The sequence below is a fragment of the Rathayibacter sp. VKM Ac-2857 genome (assembly GCF_013205025.1).
Classification (GTDB): domain Bacteria; phylum Actinomycetota; class Actinomycetes; order Actinomycetales; family Microbacteriaceae; genus Rathayibacter.
In genome coordinates, this window is sequence record NZ_JABMLE010000002.1 from 785,775 (window position 1) to 804,860 (window position 19,086).

A 19,086-nucleotide genomic window follows, 5' to 3' on the forward strand; every position below is an offset into this window, starting at 1 on the left:
CGTACGGAGGTTAGCTGACCGAGTGGACGCGTTCCGGGGCCTGCACCCGCTGCAGAGCCCGCTTCGCGTCCACTGAGCACGGCCGCCGCCCTCCACTGGACGCGTCCCGGGGCCTGCGCCGTAGGCGGCCCCCGCTCCGCGTCCACTCGCGAATCTCTGCGGCTCGTGCGGGCGAGAGGACACCGCAGGGCGGCGGCGCGCTCCGCGCGGGTCGAGCAGAAATCGCGCAACCTCATGCTGATCGAGCAGCCGCGCCCCCCATGCTGGTCGAGTAGCCGCGCAGCGGCATATCGAGACCCACCGTCGCCAGGGCCGCAGCCCTGCACACCACGTCCTTGCGATGGTGGATCTCGATACGCCCTCTCCGAGGGCTACTCGATCAGCATGGATTGCTGACGCCCCGGCTAGAGGAACACGAGTCCGCGCCGACCCCGCAGCGAGCGCGCCCACGCCGGCCGGACGGCCGCACCCATGCTGGTCGAGTAGCCCGCAGGGCGTATCGAGACCCACGTGTCCGAGCTGAACCCGCACCTCTCGCCCGCATCCGTCGCACGGTTCGACACTTTCTGCGGGTATGAGGCCGGCGAAGCAGCGGAAAGTGGCGAGCGGCGCGCGCGATCCGGCGCGGAGGGTCGTCGTCGGGCGGGGAGGGCGACCGTTTGTGACGGATCGCGCGCGGGTCAGTGCTGGGGGTCGCCGCCGAGCTGGCCGATGGGGGGCAGCGGGCCGCCGTCGTCGGCGCCGGTGCGGCGCCAGCGGGCGACGGCGTTGCCGAGGTGGTAGATCACGAGGGCCGCGGCCGCGCCGAGGACGATGCCGCCGAGCTCGAAGCCGCCGGAGCTGAAGGAGAAGCCGGCGATCGCGATGACGAGGGAGACGGCGGCGGTGTACTGGTTGACCGGGCGGGAGAAGTCGACGCGGTTGTCGATCCAGATCTTGATGCCGATCACGCCGATGAGGCCGTAGAGCGCGGTGGTCGCGCCGCCCAGGACGCCGGCGGGGATCGAGTTGAAGACGGCGCCGACCTTGGGCGAGAGGCTGAGCAGCACGGCGGTGACGCCGGCCACCCAGTAGGCGGCGGTGGAGTAGACGCGGGTCGCGGCCATCACGCCGATGTTCTCGCCGTAGGTGGTCGTGCCCGAGCCGCCGAACGCGCCGGAGACGGTGGTCGCGATGCCGTCCGCGATCAGGGCGCGGCCGGTGTGCTGGTTGACCGAGGAGTCGGTCATCGTCGCGACGCCGCGGACGTGGCCGACGTTCTCGGCGATGAGGACGAGGACGACGGGCAGGAACATCGCGATGCCGGACCACGTGGATCCGGACGCGAAGTCGGGGAAGCTGAACGGCGGCAGGCCGACCCAGGCGGCGTCGGCGACGGCGGAGTAGTCGATCTCGTTGCGGATCAGCGCGACGACGTAGCCGATCACGACGCCGACGAAGATCGAGACGCGGCCGAGGAAGCCGCGGAAGAAGACGCTGCCGAGGATGATCGCGGCGAGCGTGACCGTCGCGGTGACCGGGGCCTGCTGGAAGCTCGACCAGGCGGTCGGGGCGAGGTTGAAGCCGATCAGGGCCACGATCGCGCCGGAGACGACCGGGGGCATCAGGCGGTCGATCCAGCCGAGCCCGGCGAACTGCACGACGAAGCCGACGAGCGCGAGCAGCACGCCGACGGCGACGACTCCGGCGAGCGCCGATCCCGTCCCGCCGACCGCCGTCGCCGCGGTGACCGGGGCGATGAAGGCGAAGCTCGAGCCGAGGTAGCTGGGCAGCTTGTTGCGGGTGATCAGGAGGAACAGCAGCGTGCCGACACCCGAGAAGAGCAGGGTCGTCGCGACGGGGAAGCCGGTGAGCACGGGCACGAGGAAGGTCGCGCCGAACATCGCGACGACGTGCTGGATGCCGATCGCGACGGTCGCGGGCCAGTTGAGCCGCTCGGCGGGGCCGACGACGGCTCCGGGCGCGACGGTGCGGCCGTCGCCGTGCAGGGACCAGATGGGCATGGGGCTCCTCGGCGGGAAGGGGATGGGGGCGCTTCAGAGTAGCGACGCGGCGGGCGGGCGGCGCCGCCCTCCCGTGACGCAGCCGGGAGCCGAGTCGGCGCGCCGGTGAAAGAACGGCGGGCGTGCCGGACAGGAGGGAGCATGAGGCACATGCCAGCTCCCCTCGCGGGTCCCGACCGCTTCGCCGTGCTCGCCGGCGTGGTCGCCGAGCCCGTCCGCCGCTACCTGTGGCGCCGCACAGACGAGGCCACCGCCGACGACGTGCTCGCCGCCACCCTCGCCGTGCTCTGGCGCCGCGTCGCCGACGTGCCGGAGGACGACCCGATCGCCTGGTCGATCGGGGTCGCCCGCCTGCAGCTGCAGAACGCGCGCCGGATGCAGCGCCGCCAGGTCCTGCTCACGCACCGGATCGCCGTGGTCGATCCGCCGCAGGTGGTGCGCGACGCCGACGGACCCTCGGCCACCGACGACGCCGTGCGCTTCGTCCTCTCGCGGCTGCGCGAGTCCGACGCCGAGCTGCTGCGGCTGTGGTCGTGGGAGGAGCTCGACGCGCGCGGGATCGGCGAGGTCCTCGGGATCACGCCGAACGCGGCGTCCATCCGCCTGCACCGCGCGCGCCTGCGCTTCGCGGAGCTGTACGAGGGCCGAGCCGAGAATCCGTCGACGACAGAAGGAGGAGCACGATGACCGCGATCGAGGACTCGGAGCTGCGCCGGCTGGTGCGCTCGACCGACCCGGCGGAGGGGCTCGCCCCGCTCACCCGCGCGCAGCTCGCCGAGCACCGGGACCGGGCGATGGGCGCGCAGGCGACGGGCGGGCAGGCGCTGGGCGAACCGGGCACCGACCCCGGCGACTCCGACCCCACCGCCGTCCGCCGCCGCCGCTCCCCCTGGCTGATCGTCGGGGTCGGCGCGCTCGCCGTGGGCGCCGCCGCGTCGCTCCTGCTCCCCTTCGCCCTCGGCGTCACCACCGGCGGCTCCGCCTCGGCACTCAAGCTGCCCGCGACCGGAGGCCCGATGGACCAGTGCGCCCCGGTCACCGCCGAGGCCCTCGCTCCGTCGCAGCTCGCCTTCCGCGCCGAGGTCGCCTCGATCGACGACGGCACCGTCACCCTCCGCGTCCTCGACCGCTTCGCCGGCGACGTCGGCGACGCCGTCTCGGTCACCCAGGCGCCGGAGTCCGCTGTCGACGGCGCCCCGATCGTCTTCGAGCGCGGAATCGACTACCTGATCGCCGCCGACGGCGACATGATCCTCACCTGCGGGCTGAGCGCCGCCGACTCCCCCGAGCTGACGAGCCTGTACCGGGAGGCGTTCGCCCAGCGCTAGGCGGGCCTCAGGCGGTAGGCGCGGACCTCAGGCGGTACGCGCGGGCCTCAGGCGAACAGCCCGAGCACCCACCCGATCACCAGCGGGCCGAACGCCACGGCGAGCACCCCGAGTCCGAGCACGAACCCGACGAGGCTCACTCGTGCGCCGCGAAGCGTCTCGTCCGCGCGCAGCCGGTTCCGGGCGCCGAGCGCCAGCACGATCGCGACGACGGCGAGCGCCGACGCGAGCAGCGGGACGCCGACCAGCAGCGCGCCGAGCACCGCGACGCCCGCGCTCGCGAGCGCCCGGGAGTCGACCGGTCGCGGAGTCGTGCGGGTCTGCTCAGTCATGCTCCGAGCCTCGCACAGCCATCCGACGGCGGCCCAGACCCTCGACGGAGGCGCACCCGGACTCCGCGCAGTCCCCCGGGCCTCGGAGCACTCACCCGCGCACCCCGCGCACCCCACGCGCCCGCCCGGGTCGCACGCGCACCCCCTCGGTGGCAAGGGGCTCTGCAAACGCCCCCAGCGCGGCGGAGGGTGGAGGCACCGACGATCCTTCTGGAGGCAATGGTGTACTTCCACGTTCAGCGACTCATCAACGACATCGAGCAGGACGAGCCGGATCCGGCCGCCGCGAACGCGCTGCAGGAGGGCCTCGGCGGGCAGTTCGGCGAGATGCGCACGATGATGCAGTACCTCTTCCAGGCGATGAACTTCCGCGGCGCCGACGCGAAGCCGTACCGCGACCTGATCCAGGGCATCGGCACCGAGGAGATCGGCCACGTCGAGCTGATCGGCACGACCATCTCGCGCCTGCTCGACGGCTCGCCGCGCTACCAGGGCAAGCCGACCGACCCGCTGGACACCCCGGGTGCCGGCGGCGCGACCCCGCTCAACATCGCGCTCGACACGGGCAACATCCACCACTACCTGGTCGGCGCGCAGGGCGCCCTGCCCGTCGACTCGGTCGGCAACCCGTGGAGCGGCAGCTACGTCTACAACTCGGGCAACCTCGTGCTCGACCTGCTCTACAACCTCATGCTCGAGTCCACCGGGCGCCTGCAGAAGTGCCGCATCTACGAGATGACGCAGAACAAGACCGCGCGCTCGACGATCGCCTATCTGATCGTCCGCGACCAGGCGCACGAGAACGGCTACGCGAAGGCACTCGAGACCCTCGGCATCGACTGGAGGAAGACCCTGCCGATCCCGAAGACGAACGCCGAGAAGTTCCCCGAGGTGAAGAAGCTGGTCGACCTCGGCCTGCAGAGCAAGCAGTTCACCTTCGACCTCGAGGGCGCGTCCGAGGCGGGCAAGATCTTCCGCGGCGCCTCCCCCTCGAACGACGGCACCGACCTCTCGGCGAACGAGCAGGCCCCCGAGGGCGTGCCGTCGACGATCGCGCCGGAGCGCTTCGAGGAGTTCTCGCCGGGCCTGGACCCCGAGCTGCTGAAGCTCATCCAGACCACCGCCGAGATGGAGCTGGACGAGATCACCTCGTTCTACGGCCCCACCGCGAAGTAGCACCACCCCTCCGGTCCCGCGCGGCCCCCTCCGCGCGGGACCGGTCCGTTCCCAGGAGACAGGCCCATGCCGACGTTCCGGCTCCTCGAACCCCGCCGCGTCGCGGGTGTCGCCCTGCGCGAGCTGGGCGACGCGTCCGCGCTCACCGGAGACGGCGACGTCCTGATCCGCAGCGTCACCCTCGCGCACCGCGAGATCTTGCCCGGCGCACTGTTCGCCGCCCTCCCCGGCCGACGCCGGCACGGTGCCGACTTCGCCGACGAGGCCGCGGCGGCCGGAGCGGTCGCCGTACTCACCGACGAGGCCGGATTGGCGGCCGCGCGAGCGAGCGGCCTGCCGGTGCTGCTGTCCGCGGACCCCCGGGCCGCCCTCGGCGGGATCGCCGCCCACGTCTACGGCACCGATCGCGACCGCCCCCAGCTGCTCGGCGTCACCGGCACCAACGGCAAGACCAGCACCGTGCACCTGCTCGACGCGGTGCTGCGCCGGCTCGGCGTTCCCTCGGGCCTCAGCTCGACCGCGGACCGTCGCAGCCGCGACACCGTCGTCGCCAGCCGGCTGACCTCGCCCGAGGCGCCCGAGCTGCACGCGCTCCTCGCCCGGATGCGCGAGGACGGCGTCGAGTCCGCCGCGATCGAGGTCAGCGCGCAGGCGCTCATCCGCTCGCGGGTCGACGGACTCGTCTTCGACGTCGCCGGCTTCACCAACCTCAGCCACGACCACCTGGACGACTTCGGCGATCTCGGCGCCTACCTCCGGGCGAAGCAGCGGCTCTTCCGCCCGGACCGCAGCCGGCGCGGCGTCGTCGTGGTCGACACTCCGGAGGGGCGCACCGTCGCCGCGGAGGCGGAGGTCCCGGTCGTCACCGTCGGCTCCACCGCGGAGGCGGACTGGCGCGTGGACGTCCTCGCGCTCAGCGCCGACGCGACCCGGTTCCGCCTGACCGCGCCCGACGGCTGGACCCTCACCACCTCCGTCCCGCTGATCGGCCGGCACATGGCGTCGAACGCGGCGCTGGCCCTGGTGATGCTCGTGACGGCGGGCCACGACCGCGACGCGATCGCCCGCGCCGTCGCCGACGGCATCGACGTCGCCGTCCCCGGCCGCACCCTGCTCGTCTCCGGCGAGGCCGGCCCGCGCCTCTACGTCGACTTCTCGCACACCCCCGACTCCGTCGCCCGCACCGTCGACGCCCTCCGCGAGGTCACCTCTGGCCGCGTGCTGGTGATCCTCGGCGCGGACGGCGACCGCGACCCGAGCAAGCGCGCGCCGATGGGCCGCGCCGCCGCCGAGCGCGCGGACCTGCTGATCGTCACCGACCACCACCCGCGCTTCGAGGACCCGGCCCGGATCCGCCGTGCCCTGCTCGACGGCGCCCGCGACGGCCGCTGCGAGGTGCAGGAGATCGCCGAGCCCGCGCTCGCCGTACGCGCCGCCGTCGGCCGGGCCGGGGCGGACGACTCGATCCTCTGGGTCGGCCCGGGCGACACCGACTACCGCGTGGTGCTGGATCAGGACCTGCCGTACTCACCGCGCGCCGATGCGGCGCTCGCCCTGGCGGAGGCGGGCTGGGCGGTCTGAGCCGCCGGCGCCCGCGGCCCCGTGCTTGACTGGCCGGGTCGTCACGACCGGAGGGGGTGCAGGTGTTCTCCTCCCTCCCCGTGCGCCGGGTGCAGAAGCACCCGGCCGCGCTCGAGTCCGACGTCTGGCCCGCGACCCTGCCGCCGGTGCGCCAGGTGCTCGACGAGGGCTGGGACCTCGGCCCCGTCTCGGTGATCACCGGCGAGAACGGCTCCGGCAAGTCGACGCTGCTCGAGGCGATCGCGCTCGCCTACGGGCTGAACGCCGAGGGCGGCTCGACCGGCGCGATGCACTCGACCCGCGTCTCGGAGTCGGACCTCTCCCAGCAGCTGCAGCTCGTGCGCGGGGCGGGCGCCTCGAAGCGCGGCTTCTTCCTCCGGGCGGAGACGATGCACGGCTTCTTCACCTACCTCGAGGACATCGGCCTCGGTGACGCGGACTACCACGAGCGCTCCCACGGCGAGTCGTTCCTCGACATCGTCATGAACCGCTCCCGGATCCGCGGGCTGTGGCTGCTCGACGAGCCGGAGTCGGCGCTCTCGGTCTCAGGCTGCCTGGCGCTGATCGGGCAGCTGCGGTCGCTGGTCGCGGGCGGCTCGCAGGTGATCCTCTCGACGCACTCGCCGGTGCTCGCGGCGCTGCCGGGCGCGGACCTCTACGAGCTCGGCGAGTGGGGCCTGCGCCGCGCGGAGTACGACGACCTGGACCTCGTGCGGACCTGGCGCGGCTTCCTCGGCGACCCGCAGCGGTACCTCCGGCACCTCGACTGACCGGGTCCGCGCACACCATCAGCTGAGAAGGGTGGGCCTCCTCTGTGGGGGGAGGGACCCCCTTCTCAGCTGATGTTGTGCAGAGCTCACCGGCAGGCCGGCGCCGTCAGGCCGTTGAAGGCGAGGCTCTCGCCGGGATGGGCGGGTCGGATCGACGTGCGCAGGTGCTCGAAGGCGGCCTGCGTCGTCGCGCCCGCTCCGGGCGTCGCCGCGCACTGCAGCGACGAGGAGGCGAAGGAGTCGACGACCGGGCCGGAGCCGTCGGCCGCCTCCGCCGCGATCTCGGCGCCGATCGCGTAGCCGCTCCCCCGGTCGGTCAGCGCCGTCATCGTGCCGAGCACGCGCGGCCAGACGACGGAGTCGCGCAGCGAGCGCGGGGCGGCTGTTCCGGGTGCGCCCGCCAGCGCGACGTTCAGCACCGCGCCGTTCAGGTGGACCGTCGACTCCCGCACCCCCGAGAAGGAGCCGTCGATCTCGCGGGCGAGGCGGACGATCTCGTCGGCCGGGCGCTCCTCCTGCACGCGGATCACGGCGGCGCCGCGCGCGTCGGTCGCGGGCTGCACGATCGTCCAGTCGAGGTCGCCCCCGGTGATCGCGGAGCGCTGCTCGAGCAGCAGGTCGAGCGCGTCGAGAGCGGTCGCCGCGCCGGTCGGGGCGAGGGTGATCGCGAGGACGGGGTAGCTCTCGACCGTGCGCACCGAAAGGCTCCCGTCGATGCCGCGGCGCAGGGCGTCCCAGGCCCCGACCGGAACCTCGCGATCCCGCGGATCCGCGATCGCCAGGGAGTCGTCACCGACCAGCAGCACCAGCTCGCTCGAGCGCTGCCCAGCCGGAGCCGTGCGGAGCGCCGCGTCGATCGCCTCCGACGCCGTCGCCGCGAGCGCGACCAGGCGATCCGTCGGACAGTCGTCCCGCGCGATGACGTCGACGTCGAAGACCGCCGGCTCGTCCCGCGCGAGCGGCAGCACCGGCCGCCACTCCGCCCTCGCGCTCTCGACGCAGTCGTCCGCCGACAGCGCCAGCTCGAGCCCCTCCGCCGGCCCCGTGCCGGTCGCGACGACCGCGATCGCCAGCAGCACCGCCGCGCCCGTGAGCGCCCGTCCCCGTCGTCCCATGCCGAAGCCCCCGTCTCCCCTTGCCGCTCTGCGGTCGAGGTGACAGTATCGACATTCGATACGAAACGCACGTCTTTCGATACGCGCCCCGCTCGACACGCACCCGTCACGACCCAGGAGCCCCGCATGCCCCGACCCGTCCTCCTCGCGCTCCGCACCCTCCTGCTGGTGCTGCTGCTCGGCTGCGTGCTCGTGCAGCTCGCCGTCGGCCCGGTCGCCCGGGAGGCGCTCGACGGCGGGCCGGTCGACGCGGTGCTCGTCGCGGTCGTGGTCGCCGGGCTGCTCTGCGTCGAGGCCGTGCTGATCGCGGTCTGGCGGCTGCTCAGCCTGGTCCGCGACGACACGCTCTTCGCGGGCGACCACCGCTCCGACCTCTGGGTCGACCTCGCGATCGGCGCCTTCGTCTTCGGCGCGGTCCTCGCCGTCGTCGGCGCCGTCGCCTCGCTCACCGCGGTGCCCGCGCCCCTGCCCGCCCTCGCCTTCGGGCTCGTCGCCGTGGCGAGCGCCACGACCGCGCTCATCGTCGTGGTGATGCGGCGCCTGCTGCACCTCGCGGTGGAGCAGCGCAGCGAGCTCGCCGAGGTCGTCTGATGGCGATCGTCCTGCACCTCGACGTCGAGCTCGCCAAGCGCAAGATGTCGGTGACCGACCTCGCCGCGGCGGTCGGCATCACCACCGCGAACATCTCGATCCTCAAGAACGGCCGCGCCAAGGCCGTCCGCTTCTCCACCCTCGACGCGATCTGCGCGGTCCTCGACTGCCAGCCCGGCGACATCCTCAGCCACGTCCCCGACGAGGAGGGGAGCGATGCCGTACTCGTCGGAAGCGATGCGGACGGCTGATCGGAGGCTCCCGCCGGGCGAGCGGGTCCTGGCGGCGGGCGTCGTGCAGCTGGTGGTCGTCGTCGTCCTCGCCGTCCTCGGGCCGCTCGCGCCGACCTACGGGCTGCTCGGCGCCGACCGGGGGGAGGCGCTGTGGTGGGGCACGATCGTCCTCGGGGACACCGTGCCGACGGTCCTCGGGATCGAGCTGGTCCTCCTCGCGAGCGGCTGCCTCACCGCTCTCGTCGGCGTCTGCCTGCCGTGGACGCAGCGGACTCCGTCGACGACCCGGAGCGTCGTTTCGGGCGTGGCCGGTCTGGCCCTGGCGATCTGCGTCGTGTGCTCCGTCTTCTTCTCGCTCGTCTTCGCTTTCAGCGCCTACCAGGTGCTCCCCGGCGCGAGCGGCTCGGGCTGCCGCCTCGTCGTGCGGGAGTCCGCTTTCCTCCTCCTGGCCGACGGCGCGATCGGCGTGCTCCGCCCCGGGTCGGCGGTCGTCGAGTGGCAGGAGGACTACTCCGCGGACGACGGCCACGCGCCGTTCAGCGCGGACGACTACGAGCTGCGGTGGAGCGGGGACGTGGCGCAGCTGCGGCTGGGGATGAAGCGGATCCAGCCCGTGTGGCTCGAGGGTGACGGCCTGCTCGACTGCTCGCGCTGAGAGCGCTCCCTCCAGACCCCTCGAAGGGGGACATGGTGCGCGCTCGATCGTCTCGGCGCCGTAACAGCCGCGCAACACGAGGCTCCGAGACTGGGGAGGCTCCAAGCCCCCTCCCACTCGATCCGAAGGTTGTCGCTTGTCCACCACCCCCTCGTTCCGGAGGGTCGCCCGACTCTCCGCCGCCACCGCCCTGTGCACCGGACTCGCACTCGGCACCGCCCTCGCCGCCCCCGCGGCGCTCGGCGCGACCACTCCCCCCGTCGACGTGGCCGCCCCCGCGGTCGTCGACCTGAGCATCACCGACGCCCTGGCGCTCCTGCAGTCCGGCGCGACGACGTCCGTCGCCCTGACCCAGCGCTACCTCGACCGTATCGCGGCCTACGACGACCCCTACGGCGACCAGCCCGGACTCGCCGCCGTCATCCTGGCCAACCCGGACGCGCTCGCCACCGCGGCCGAGCTCGATGCCGAGCGCGCGGCCGGCTCGATCCGCGGACCGCTGCACGGCATCCCGATCCTGGTGAAGGACAACTACGCCACATTCGACATGCCCACCACCGCGGGCAGCGCCTCCCTGCACACGTACCAGACGAAGCTCGACTCGACGGCCGTGCAGCGCCTGCGCGACGCCGGCGCGATCATCCTCGCGAAGACCAACATGGCCGAGTTCGCCTGGCACGGCACCTACACGCTCAGCTCCGAGCGCGGCCGGACCAACAACCCCTACAACCAGGCGAACAGCGCCAGCGGCTCGAGCGGAGGCACCGGCGCGGCCGTCGCCGCCGGCTACGCTCCCGCGGGCCTCGGCACCGACACCTGCGGCTCGATCGTCGGACCGAGCGCGCACCAGAGCCTCGTCGGCTACCGGCCGACCATGGGCCTGACCAGCGTCACGGGCATCGTCCCGCTGTCGCCGCGCCAGGACGTGTCGGGCCCGATGACGACGACCGTCACCGACGCGGCCCTGCTGATGGAGGTGCTGGCCGGCTACGACCCGACCGACCCGCTGACCGTCATCGCGGACCAGCAGGACAGCTCGACCTACGTCGAGGGGCTCAGCGACACCGCGCTCGAGGGCAAGCGCATCGGCTACGTGCAGTGGGACTACGAGGAGGACCCGGCCCGCCCGGGCCTCGCCGAGACCATTGGACTCGTCGACCAGGCCGTCCGCGATCTGGCGGCGCAGGGCGCCGAGATCGTGCCGGTGCCGACCTTCACCCGCGAGTTCGTGTCGGAGACGCTCGTCAGCGGCGGCTACCTCGACATGCGCCCGAGCATCGACAAGTTCTTCGCGGACACCGACGCGACCTGGCCCGAGGGCCTCGCCGGACTGACGGAACCGGCCGACGCGCTGACCTTCTCGGACGTCATGGCGGACGGGAAGACCTCGCTGCTGCCCGGCGACGTGGACTTCTTCAACAGCAACGCGGACATCCCGAACCCCGAGTACGACGCGGCGATCGCGGCCCAGGACGCGGGCAAGCTCGCGATGGACCAGTTCTTCCTCGACAACGACCTCGACGCCCTGGCGATGCCGACCAGCGCGACGGCGGCGACCCCCGACTGGGCGGGCACGACGTTCTGCGACGTCGGCGCGAACACCGGGGTGCCGACGGTCTCGCTGCCCGCGGGCTTCACCTCGACCGGGACGGCCGCCGGCCTCGAGCTGGCCGCCCCGCGTAGCCAAGACGCAGCGCTGCTGGCGATGTCGTACGACTACGAGCAGGCGACACTGAACCGCGTCGCCCCGGCGTCGACCCCGGAGCTGGCCGCCGCGCCGACTCCGGAGCCGACGGCCACGCCGACCGCGCCGCCGGTCGGGCCGACGGCGGAGCCCACCGTGGCGCCGACTGCTGAGCCGACCGTGGCGCCGACCGCTGTGCCGACCGCGACCGCCGGGCCCGTCGCTCCGGCGCCGACCGCAACGCCGAAGCCCACGGCGAAGCCCTCCGCATCGCTCGCGCACACCGGCGCCGAGGGCACGACGGGCCTGGCCGCGCTGGCCTTCGCCCTGATCGCCGGCGGCGCGGGCGCTCTCGCGCTCACCGCGACGCGCAGGCGCACCGCCCAGAAGTAACCACCGCACGGCAGGCGGGGTCGGCGGAGTTCCGCCGGCCCCGCTTCCGCGTGCCCGGCCGCACAACATCAGCTGGGAGCACGTCTCATCGCCGATGAGCGATGAGGCCCACTCTCAGCTGATGTTGCGGAGAGCTTCCGTGGCTCGGGCGGCGCTCCATGCTGATCGAGTGGCCCGCGCAGCGGGCGTATCGAGATCCACCCGCCCGCAGAGCCACCCTGCTGGGGACGCCGGGTCTCGATACACCGCTGCGCGGCTACTCGACCAGCAAAGATCTGCGGGCGTCCCTCCAGGTGACGCAACCATCGGACGCCGACACGGCCGAGACCGGCGTCGCCCATGCTGATCGAGTAGCCCGCCCTGCGGGCGTATCGAGATCCACCACCGCCAGAAGTCGAGTCAGCAGACCCCGCACCCTCAGGCCGCCACCGCGACCGGCTGCATCCGGGCCCGCGGCGCCCAGCCGAGCGCGATCGCCGCGACCGCGAACGAGAGCTGCCCCACCCACGGCAGCACCGCCGACACGACCGACGCGTCGCCGCCGCTGGTCGCGAAGGAGTCGGCGATCGACATCCCGATGCCGAAGCCCGTGAAGAAGCGGAAGAAGATCGCCGCGCCGACGAGCGAGAGCATCACGATGACGAGCCGCCTCGGAGTCAGGGCGTCGCCGACGCGGTGCACGGCGAGCGCCGCCACCAGCAGCGCGGGCACCGTCCAGAAGGCCGCCCAGATCGCGGTCGCCACCAGCGTCCCCGTGAGCGAGAAGCCGTCGCGCTCGGCCAGCAGCCGGTAGATCGTGGCGAGGTCCGTGCCCGGCACCTTGGTGAGCGGGTTCCAGACCAGCAGGTCGACCCCGCCGACCACGACCACCGCGACCACCAGCGCCGCCCCGCCCAGTGCGATCGGCACTCGCTGCGCCCGCGACGAGCTCCGGTACTCCCACGCGATCGGCCGCGTCCCGCCGATCACCGCGACCCCCGTCGCCAGCCCAGCGCTCGACACCAGAAAGCCGAGCAACGGCAGCCACCACGGCGCCCCCGGCACCAGCACGCCGCCCGCCACCATCGCCGGCCCCGCGATCGCCGCGAGCAGCGACACCCGCGCCGTCCGGGTCTCGGCGGCTCGCGCCGCCCCCGCCATGTGCGCCGCGCCGACCAGCCCGACGACGAGCGCCAGCCCGATCAGCACCCGACCGGTCGCCTGCATCACCGTGAGCACCCCCGCGGAGACCCCCTCCTGCACCACTCCCCCGCCGGTCAGATACCCGCCGATCAGGATCACCGCGGCCGCCGTGAGCAGCCCGAGCCCGCGTCGCGCCAGCCGCCGCGGCCGGAGGAACCGCGGCTCCCCCGAGTGCACCGGCAGCGCGCGATCGAGCGTGGCGCTGAGCACGAGCGCGCCGAGCACGACGTCGCGGCGCCGCAGCCCCGCCTCGCCAGCGCCGGCGACGTCGGCCCGCCACTCCTCGAGGTAGCGCTCGCGGGCGAGCGGAGGGAGGAGCAGGGCCAGGATCCGCAGCAGCAGGTCGATCACGCGCGGGCCTCCGCTCCGGAGAGCCGGACCGGCCGGGCGGCGACCGCCTCGAACCGCGCCACGGCGCTCGTCGCCGCCTCCGCCCCGTCGCTCGTCAGCTCGTAGAGCCGGCGCCGCGGACCGCTGCGCTCCGTGTCCGCCTCCCATGCCGACGACACCCAGCCGGCCCCCTCGAGCCGCTCCAGGATCGGGTACACACTGCCCGCCGGACGCCCCGTGGACTTGATGACGAGCATCCCCCAGGTCGGCCCGGTGGCGTCGAGGAGCGCACGGAGCACGTCCGCGGTCGCGGCGGTCATGCGGCTGAGCGGAGTCATGCGGCGAGGCTACCTATATAGAGATAGGCAGGTCAACCGCGCGGCTGCGATACTCGCGGCATGACCGCCTACAACCCCGCCGTGTATCCCGAGCCCACCCCCGGCACCGGCCCGCAGCCCCCGAAGACCGGCAACGGCCTCGGGCTCGCCTCGCTGATCATCGGCATCGTCGCGCTGGTCGGCGCCGTCATCCCGATCGTCAACTACGTCTCGGGCTTCGTCGCCTTCGTCGGCCTGGTGCTCGGCGTCATCGCGCTGTTCCTCAAGGGCAGGAAGAAGGGCACGGCCATCGCCGGCACGATCCTGAACGCCGTGGCGATCGTGCTCGCGATCATCCTGGCGATCGTCTACACCGCCGGCTTCGCGAGCGGCATCTCGAACGCCATCGCGACGGCGCAGGCCTCGGCCACCTCCGGGACTCCCCAGGCCCTGGTGTACGAGGTGACCGGCGCCGGCACGGACACATCGATCGTCTACTCCACCCTCGACGGCGCGAACTCCGGCGTCGAGCAGGCCGCCGCCCAGCCCCTCCCCTTCACTAAGGAGCTGCAGGTCGACAGCACCGCCTTCCAGGCGTTCTCCGTCACCGCGACGAACGGCGCCGACGACGAGGGCGACATCACCTGCCGCATCACCCTGGACGGCGAGGTCCTCGCCGAGGAGACCAGCACCGGCGCCTTCGCCTCGGCCGTCTGCATCGCGACCCCGCAGTAGCCGTGTCGTCCGAGCCGTTCGAGCAGCCCGCCGCCGCGGCGGGGCTGCGCGGCGACGAGGCGTTCGTCGGGATCGACGCGCGGGTCCTCGACTTCTGGCGCTTCGCGATGAGCGACCTCCGGATGAACAACACCCGCGGCTACCTCGCGGAGTTCCTGGTCGCGAGAGCCCTCGGTCTCCAGGACGTCCGCCGCGTGGAGTGGGAGGCGTACGACCTGCTCTTCGAGGGCATCACCATCGAGGTGAAGTCGTCCGCCCGACTGCAGGCCTGGCCGCAGCAGCGGCACAGCCGGTTGTCGTTCAGCGGGCTGCGCACTGGTCCGAGGGGCTTCCGGACTCTGAATGCGGACGTGTACGTGTTCTGCACGCAGACGTCCCTCCAGCACTCCGAGTACGACCCGCTCGATCTGGCCGCGTGGACCTTCCACGTCGTCTCCCGGACGGCGCTCGATGCTGCCGCCGGCGACTCGATCGGTCTCGCAGGAGTAGAGAAGGTCTCGCAAGGCGCGACGCCCTGGGCAGGGCTCGCCGATGCCGTCCGCGACGCTCACCGAGCATCCCCGGAGCGCTGACCCGGCCCCGCCGGGATCCGAGGCACTCTGAACAGGCACGATGCCGGTCCTTCCGGATGCTCCGAGTAGAAGTGCTCTCCCGTCTCCAGGACGCGCGTCGCTGTCTGCCAGCATGAAGACCTGCGCTCGACGAGGGGGACATCTGTGGGGATCGTGAAGTGGCTTCTGAGCCTGTTGGAGTCTGGGCCGACGCCCGAGAAGCCGGTGAGGACGACGAGCGCAGGGGTTCCCGCCTTCGCCGTCATCGACGTCGAGACGACGGGCCTGTCCCCCCGCCAGGATCGCATCCTCGAACTCGCGATCGTCCGCACCGATGCAGCCGGAGTGGTCGTCGACGAATGGGTCTCCCGGTTCGACCCGGAAGGACCGGTCGGCGCCACGCACATCCACGGCATCCGGGCATCGGACGTCGCCGGCGCGCCGCTCTTCCGCGACCTCGCTCCGACCATCGCCGCCGCTCTCGGCGGAGTCACGATCGTCGCCCACAACGCGAAGTTCGACACGGCCTTCCTCCGCGAGGAGTTCCAGGCGGCGGGATGGGCGGTCCCCACTCTGTCGACCTTCTGCACCATGGACGGGAGCCACCACTACCTCCCGGACCTTCAGCGCCGACGCCTCGCAGACTGCTGCTGGGGTGCCGGCGTCGAACTGGTCGACGCCCACTCGGCGCTCGGCGACGCTCGCGCCACGGCAGCACTGCTCCGCAGCTACCTCACCGCCGATCGTCGTCGCCCGCACCCGACTCTGGCCGCACTTCCGCGCACTCCGCTCTGGCCGAGCGCGCCGTCCCGAGCCGCCGTCTCGCGGCACCGCACCACCGGATCGCGGACGAGCGCTCCCGTCCGCATCACGCCGAAGCGCCCGGAGCAGCAGCCCCTCGTGCAGCAGCTGACGAACGTCGGCCTTCTCGAGCTCATCGACGAGGGCGCGCCGGTCGGAACGATCGCCTACCTCGAGCTGCTGCTCGACTGCCTCACCGACGGCGACCTCTCGGTGTCGGAGGCGTCCGCCCTCGACGAGCTGACCCGGACTTTCGGCCTCTCCGCGGCGGACGTCGCATCCGCCCACACGGCGTTCCTGCAGGCGCTCGCGCACCGAGCACTCGACGACGGCCGGGTGTCGCAGTCGGAACGGCAGCAGCTCCTGGCCCTCGCCGCCCTGCTGTCCGTCCCCGCGAACTCGGTCAAGACCCTCATCGAGCGCGCGGACGCCGCGCGCATCGCCCGGCTGAGCGCCGGACTCGGGCCGCTGCCCCGGATCTGGTCGCACGGCGCTCCCCTCCACGTCGGCGACCGCGTCGCCTTCACCGGCTGCGACGAGCGTCAGCGCGAGAAGCTGGAACGACGCGCCGAGCAGCTCGGGGTCCGCGTGCTGGGGAACGTCTCCCGCCTGACGGCCGTCCTCGTGGCGGACGGCTCCTTCTCGGGCGGCAAGCACGAGCGCGCGCTCGAGCACGGCACCCGGATCGTCCATCCGGACACCTTCGAGATCCTCCTCGAGCACCTGCAGCCGGCCCGCTCGTCCGCCGAGCCGGAGCGGCGCTCGACGCCTGCTGCGCCGCGCTCCCGGCCCGCCGAAGTGATCGTCGCCGTGCCGTCCCCGACGCCATCGACGGCGTCCCCCTCCGAGATCCGCAGCTGGGCGCTGGCGAACGGCCACGAGGTCGGCGTTCGCGGGCGGCTTCCGAAGGACGTGGTCGCGGCGTTCGAGGCAGCGCGCCCGAGGCTCTAGACCTCACCGGGCTCGCCAGCGACGCGACGGCGGGATTCGAACCCGCGTCAGCGGTGTTGCAGACCGCTCCCTGGCCTCTCGGGCACGCCGCGACGGCGGCGGAGAGTGCGCTCGGGGAGCGCGTTCCGCCTCCGACCAGGGTGGTCCGGACGGAGGCGGGACGGAAGGCGCGTGACGCCGTGTGGCCGATCGTTGCGGAGCGTGACGGCGCCGCGCAGGAGTGAGGCGGACCCGCCGAGATCGGCGGATCCGCCGCGGACGACTACTTGCGGAACATCCGGGCGGTCGTCTCGAACAGGCCCTTCACGGGGCGCTGCTGCTCGCCCTGCTGGGCGCCGAGGATGATGATGACGGCGGTCAGCACGGGGATCGCCCACTGGGTGACCTTCTGGACGCGGAGCGCGGTGGTCAGCTCGTCGGAGTTGCTCGACGACGCCTCGGTGACGCCCTTCGCGCCCTCGTCGGCGTGCTTGGCCTGGGTCGCGCCGGCGATCGCGGCGGTGACGGAGGCGGCGCCCGCGAGACCGGTGACGATCGTCTTCACGACCGTGTTGGTGCGGCTCTCCTGCTGGTTCGCGAGGCGGGTCTTGTTGGCGAGGATCAGGCCGATGCCGCCGACGCCGTGCGCCGCGATCGCCGCGAGCTGCACGGGGGTCCAGCGGGCCCAGCCGTTGGAGGCGAGGCGGAGGCGCTCCGAGGGGTCGGACGAGGTGGACGCGGCGCCGTTCAGGCCGACGGCGCCCATCAGGGACCCGCCGAACCAGGCGGCGGCGCCGAGGTCGTGGAGGCTGCGGACGAGCGTGTTGCGTGAGGGCATGGAGGCCTCTTCCTGTGCGTGGGTGGTCTCGGACGGCTGACTCCCGACGCTACGCGCGTGGCCGCGGATGGCACGGGGCTTGACCTCTCGCCCGCGGGGCGCTCGAGTGGAGCGGTACCGAACCGAGGAGCGAGCACGATGAGCGACGACACGACCGACGACGAGAAGCGCGGGATCCGCGACGACTTCCACGACGCCGTGAACATGACGGCGAAGGAGCTCGAGTCGTGGCTCGAGGAGGACGAGTCGAAGGAGGTCGGCCAGAAGCCGGCGAGCGGAGGCGAGTCCGTCGGCCACCACAGCGGGCGCCGGATCATCGAGATCCTCGGCACCAAGCAGGCCGACCTCAGCGAGGACGACTACGCGCACATGAAGAAGGTCACCGGCTACGTCGCCCGGCACTCGAAGCAGCGGCCCTCCGGCGACGTCACCGAGACGAAGTGGCGGTACTCGCTGATGAACTGGGGGAACGACCCGCTGAAGGGGTGAGCCGGGCCTCGCTGACGAGGCGTCCCCGAACGGTCGAGACGTCCCTGTACACCGGGACGCCTCGACGGGAGCGGGACGCCTCGACGGCCGACGTGCCTGCGGTGGGCGGATCTCGATACGCGCGCTGCGCGCGCTACTCGATCAGCATGAAGGGGGCGCCCGCCGGACGTCCGGCTCCGCCATGCGGCCCTGCATGCTGGTCGAGTAGCCGCCGCAGGCGGCGTATCGAGACCCGCCCAGCTCAGCACTGCCGCCGCAGGCGTCACCATGCTGGTCGAGTAGCCGCGGGACGCGGCATATCGAGACCCACCCCATCGGTAGGCGGGTCTCGATACGCCCCTCCAGGGCTACTCGACCAGCATGTTCTCAGGCGTCTCTTCCCAGGAGGCCCCGCCGTCAGTCGACCGCGCAGCTCGCGTCGATCGGGCCGATCACGCCGTCGGTCACCGGCACGATGCCGCAGTTCGGGAAGCCCGCGCGCGGACGGTGCGCGGGGTCGATGGCGCGCAGGAGGCTGCCGAGCACCGTGCCGTGGGTGACGACGAGCACGTCGCCGTGCTCGGCGGCCGGCAGGATCAGCGCGAGCGCCGCCTCCACGCGCTCCCGCACCGAGGCGGCCGTGTCCGCGCGGCCGGACGGGTCGTGCCGGTGGATCGCGTCGATCACGCTGTCCAGGCCGGCATCGGTCATCCGCGGCCAGTCCGCCGAGGCGGGCACGTAGGAGTAGCCGTGGTCGGCGAAGACCGGCTGCCAGAGCGACGCGTTCGGCTGCCCCTCGAAGCCGCCGAAGTGCCACTCCCGCAGCGTCGTCGTCGGTACCGGCTCGACCGACGGATGCCCCACGAGCGCCGCCGCGGCCGTGGTCCGCGTCCGGGTCAGGTCGCTCATGAAGGCCGCGACCAGCGGCACCCCGCGCATCCGCTCGCCGAGGGCCGCGATCTGTCGCTCACCCCGCGCGGTCAGCGGCGAGTCGCACCAGCCCTGCAGCTGGCCGTTGACGTTGAACAGCGTCTGGGCGTGCCGGACGAAGTGGACGGTGCCGCGGGTCATGG

At 73.0% G+C, this 19,086-nt stretch carries 20 protein-coding genes and 1 tRNA gene; 13 read left to right on the forward strand and 8 right to left on the reverse strand.

Translation table 11 applies throughout. The annotated features are described in order from the left end of the window. Nucleotides 1-680: 680 nt before the first annotated feature. Nucleotides 681-2,003 (reverse strand): uracil-xanthine permease family protein, encoded by a 1,323-nt coding sequence (locus tag HQQ86_RS10945; RefSeq protein ID WP_123736709.1) that lies wholly within the window; start codon nucleotides 2,001-2,003, stop codon nucleotides 681-683. A gap of 150 nt (nucleotides 2,004-2,153) precedes the next feature. Here HQQ86_RS10945 and HQQ86_RS10950 point away from each other — a divergent pair, with 150 nt between their 5' ends. Continuing rightward, complete coding sequence (locus tag HQQ86_RS10950; protein WP_173288103.1) at nucleotides 2,154-2,690, forward strand: RNA polymerase sigma factor; 537 nt, start codon at nucleotides 2,154-2,156, stop codon at nucleotides 2,688-2,690. After that, on the forward strand, nucleotides 2,687-3,331 hold the full coding sequence (locus tag HQQ86_RS10955; protein ID WP_173288104.1) for a hypothetical protein: 645 nt from the start codon (nucleotides 2,687-2,689) through the stop codon (nucleotides 3,329-3,331). Before HQQ86_RS10950 ends, HQQ86_RS10955 begins: the two co-directional genes overlap by 4 nt. Nucleotides 3,332-3,378: 47 nt before the next feature. Here HQQ86_RS10955 and HQQ86_RS10960 read toward each other — a convergent pair whose 3' ends face one another. Next, nucleotides 3,379-3,663, reverse strand: a complete 285-nt coding sequence (locus HQQ86_RS10960; protein ID WP_173288105.1) for a hypothetical protein — start codon at nucleotides 3,661-3,663, stop codon at nucleotides 3,379-3,381. A gap of 222 nt (nucleotides 3,664-3,885) precedes the next feature. On the opposite strand from HQQ86_RS10960, the gene HQQ86_RS10965 reads away from it, so the two are divergent. From HQQ86_RS10965 to HQQ86_RS10975, 3 genes are all read left to right on the forward strand, one after another. Further along, complete coding sequence (locus tag HQQ86_RS10965) at nucleotides 3,886-4,839, forward strand: manganese catalase family protein (protein WP_173232970.1); 954 nt, start codon at nucleotides 3,886-3,888, stop codon at nucleotides 4,837-4,839. Between the two features lie 66 nt (nucleotides 4,840-4,905). Further along, nucleotides 4,906-6,420, forward strand: coding sequence for a Mur ligase family protein (locus tag HQQ86_RS10970; RefSeq protein ID WP_173288106.1), 1,515 nt, complete (start codon nucleotides 4,906-4,908; stop codon nucleotides 6,418-6,420). A gap of 56 nt (nucleotides 6,421-6,476) precedes the next feature. Next, on the forward strand, nucleotides 6,477-7,190 hold the full coding sequence (locus HQQ86_RS10975) for an AAA family ATPase (RefSeq protein WP_173288107.1): 714 nt from the start codon (nucleotides 6,477-6,479) through the stop codon (nucleotides 7,188-7,190). Nucleotides 7,191-7,276: 86 nt separating this feature from the next. On the opposite strand, the gene HQQ86_RS10980 is transcribed toward HQQ86_RS10975, so the two are convergent. Continuing rightward, nucleotides 7,277-8,305, reverse strand: a complete 1,029-nt coding sequence (locus tag HQQ86_RS10980; protein ID WP_173288108.1) for a hypothetical protein — start codon at nucleotides 8,303-8,305, stop codon at nucleotides 7,277-7,279. A gap of 126 nt (nucleotides 8,306-8,431) precedes the next feature. Between HQQ86_RS10980 and HQQ86_RS10985 the strand changes: the two genes are divergently transcribed. From HQQ86_RS10985 to HQQ86_RS11000, 4 genes are all read left to right on the forward strand, one after another. Beyond that, nucleotides 8,432-8,896 carry a DUF2975 domain-containing protein gene (locus HQQ86_RS10985; RefSeq protein ID WP_173288109.1) on the forward strand — a complete coding sequence of 155 codons (465 nt, stop codon included), beginning with the start codon at nucleotides 8,432-8,434 and terminating at the stop codon, nucleotides 8,894-8,896. After that, a complete protein-coding gene (locus HQQ86_RS10990; RefSeq protein WP_173288110.1) occupies nucleotides 8,896-9,147 on the forward strand; it encodes a helix-turn-helix transcriptional regulator in 252 nt (83 codons plus the stop codon). The genes HQQ86_RS10985 and HQQ86_RS10990 overlap by 1 nt, the downstream gene beginning before the upstream one ends. After that, nucleotides 9,113-9,784, forward strand: a complete 672-nt coding sequence (locus HQQ86_RS10995) for a hypothetical protein (RefSeq protein ID WP_173288111.1) — start codon at nucleotides 9,113-9,115, stop codon at nucleotides 9,782-9,784. Before HQQ86_RS10990 ends, HQQ86_RS10995 begins: the two co-directional genes overlap by 35 nt. 136 nt (nucleotides 9,785-9,920) lie before the next feature. Then, on the forward strand, nucleotides 9,921-11,861 hold the full coding sequence (locus HQQ86_RS11000; protein ID WP_173288112.1) for an amidase: 1,941 nt from the start codon (nucleotides 9,921-9,923) through the stop codon (nucleotides 11,859-11,861). Between the two features lie 417 nt (nucleotides 11,862-12,278). Here HQQ86_RS11000 and HQQ86_RS11005 read toward each other — a convergent pair whose 3' ends face one another. Beyond that, entirely contained in the window at nucleotides 12,279-13,394 is a 1,116-nt protein-coding gene (locus HQQ86_RS11005) for a hypothetical protein (RefSeq protein ID WP_173288113.1), read from the reverse strand. Further along, nucleotides 13,391-13,711 carry a PadR family transcriptional regulator gene (locus HQQ86_RS11010; protein ID WP_173288114.1) on the reverse strand — a complete coding sequence of 107 codons (321 nt, stop codon included), beginning with the start codon at nucleotides 13,709-13,711 and terminating at the stop codon, nucleotides 13,391-13,393. Before HQQ86_RS11010 ends, HQQ86_RS11005 begins: the two co-directional genes overlap by 4 nt. A gap of 60 nt (nucleotides 13,712-13,771) precedes the next feature. On the opposite strand from HQQ86_RS11010, the gene HQQ86_RS11015 reads away from it, so the two are divergent. The 3 genes from HQQ86_RS11015 to HQQ86_RS11025 all read left to right on the forward strand — a co-directional run bounded on the left by HQQ86_RS11015 (nucleotide 13,772) and on the right by HQQ86_RS11025 (nucleotide 16,728). Beyond that, nucleotides 13,772-14,425: an MmpS family transport accessory protein gene (locus HQQ86_RS11015; protein WP_173288115.1), complete on the forward strand. Its 654-nt coding sequence runs from the start codon at nucleotides 13,772-13,774 to the stop codon at nucleotides 14,423-14,425. A gap of 2 nt (nucleotides 14,426-14,427) precedes the next feature. Next, on the forward strand, nucleotides 14,428-14,997 hold the full coding sequence (locus tag HQQ86_RS11020) for a hypothetical protein (RefSeq protein WP_173288116.1): 570 nt from the start codon (nucleotides 14,428-14,430) through the stop codon (nucleotides 14,995-14,997). Nucleotides 14,998-15,201: 204 nt separating this feature from the next. Then, entirely contained in the window at nucleotides 15,202-16,728 is a 1,527-nt protein-coding gene (locus HQQ86_RS11025; RefSeq protein ID WP_173288117.1) for a histone-like nucleoid-structuring protein Lsr2, read from the forward strand. 21 nt (nucleotides 16,729-16,749) lie between these two features. Here HQQ86_RS11025 and HQQ86_RS11030 read toward each other — a convergent pair. Both HQQ86_RS11030 and HQQ86_RS11035 read right to left on the reverse strand, forming a co-directional pair. Continuing rightward, a tRNA-Cys gene (locus HQQ86_RS11030) sits at nucleotides 16,750-16,820 on the reverse strand. A gap of 170 nt (nucleotides 16,821-16,990) precedes the next feature. Then, nucleotides 16,991-17,545 carry a hypothetical protein gene (locus HQQ86_RS11035; RefSeq protein WP_173288118.1) on the reverse strand — a complete coding sequence of 185 codons (555 nt, stop codon included), beginning with the start codon at nucleotides 17,543-17,545 and terminating at the stop codon, nucleotides 16,991-16,993. A gap of 138 nt (nucleotides 17,546-17,683) precedes the next feature. Between HQQ86_RS11035 and HQQ86_RS11040 the strand changes: the two genes are divergently transcribed. After that, complete coding sequence (locus HQQ86_RS11040) at nucleotides 17,684-18,034, forward strand: DUF3140 domain-containing protein (RefSeq protein ID WP_173288119.1); 351 nt, start codon at nucleotides 17,684-17,686, stop codon at nucleotides 18,032-18,034. 396 nt (nucleotides 18,035-18,430) lie between these two features. Here HQQ86_RS11040 and HQQ86_RS11045 read toward each other — a convergent pair whose 3' ends face one another. After that, nucleotides 18,431-19,084, reverse strand: coding sequence for a histidine phosphatase family protein (locus HQQ86_RS11045; protein ID WP_173288120.1), 654 nt, complete (start codon nucleotides 19,082-19,084; stop codon nucleotides 18,431-18,433). Nucleotides 19,085-19,086 lie beyond the last annotated feature (2 nt).

Bases quoted from the DNA above. Each gene is read 5' to 3' on its own strand.
- HQQ86_RS11040 (WP_173288119.1), top strand. From the start codon at position 17,684: ATGAGCGACGACACGACCGACGACGAGAAGCGCGGGATCCGCGACGAC.
- HQQ86_RS10980 (WP_173288108.1), bottom strand. From the start codon at position 8,305: ATGGGACGACGGGGACGGGCGCTCACGGGCGCGGCGGTGCTGCTGGCG.
- HQQ86_RS10945 (WP_123736709.1), bottom strand. From the start codon at position 2,003: ATGCCCATCTGGTCCCTGCACGGCGACGGCCGCACCGTCGCGCCCGGA.
- HQQ86_RS11045 (WP_173288120.1), bottom strand. From the start codon at position 19,084: ATGACCCGCGGCACCGTCCACTTCGTCCGGCACGCCCAGACGCTGTTC.
- HQQ86_RS11035 (WP_173288118.1), bottom strand. From the start codon at position 17,545: ATGCCCTCACGCAACACGCTCGTCCGCAGCCTCCACGACCTCGGCGCC.
- HQQ86_RS10960 (WP_173288105.1), bottom strand. From the start codon at position 3,663: ATGACTGAGCAGACCCGCACGACTCCGCGACCGGTCGACTCCCGGGCG.
- HQQ86_RS11010 (WP_173288114.1), bottom strand. From the start codon at position 13,711: ATGACTCCGCTCAGCCGCATGACCGCCGCGACCGCGGACGTGCTCCGT.
- HQQ86_RS10950 (WP_173288103.1), top strand. From the start codon at position 2,154: ATGCCAGCTCCCCTCGCGGGTCCCGACCGCTTCGCCGTGCTCGCCGGC.
- HQQ86_RS10990 (WP_173288110.1), top strand. From the start codon at position 8,896: ATGGCGATCGTCCTGCACCTCGACGTCGAGCTCGCCAAGCGCAAGATG.
- HQQ86_RS10955 (WP_173288104.1), top strand. From the start codon at position 2,687: ATGACCGCGATCGAGGACTCGGAGCTGCGCCGGCTGGTGCGCTCGACC.
- HQQ86_RS11015 (WP_173288115.1), top strand. From the start codon at position 13,772: ATGACCGCCTACAACCCCGCCGTGTATCCCGAGCCCACCCCCGGCACC.
- HQQ86_RS10985 (WP_173288109.1), top strand. From the start codon at position 8,432: ATGCCCCGACCCGTCCTCCTCGCGCTCCGCACCCTCCTGCTGGTGCTG.
- HQQ86_RS10995 (WP_173288111.1), top strand. From the start codon at position 9,113: ATGCCGTACTCGTCGGAAGCGATGCGGACGGCTGATCGGAGGCTCCCG.
- HQQ86_RS10970 (WP_173288106.1), top strand. From the start codon at position 4,906: ATGCCGACGTTCCGGCTCCTCGAACCCCGCCGCGTCGCGGGTGTCGCC.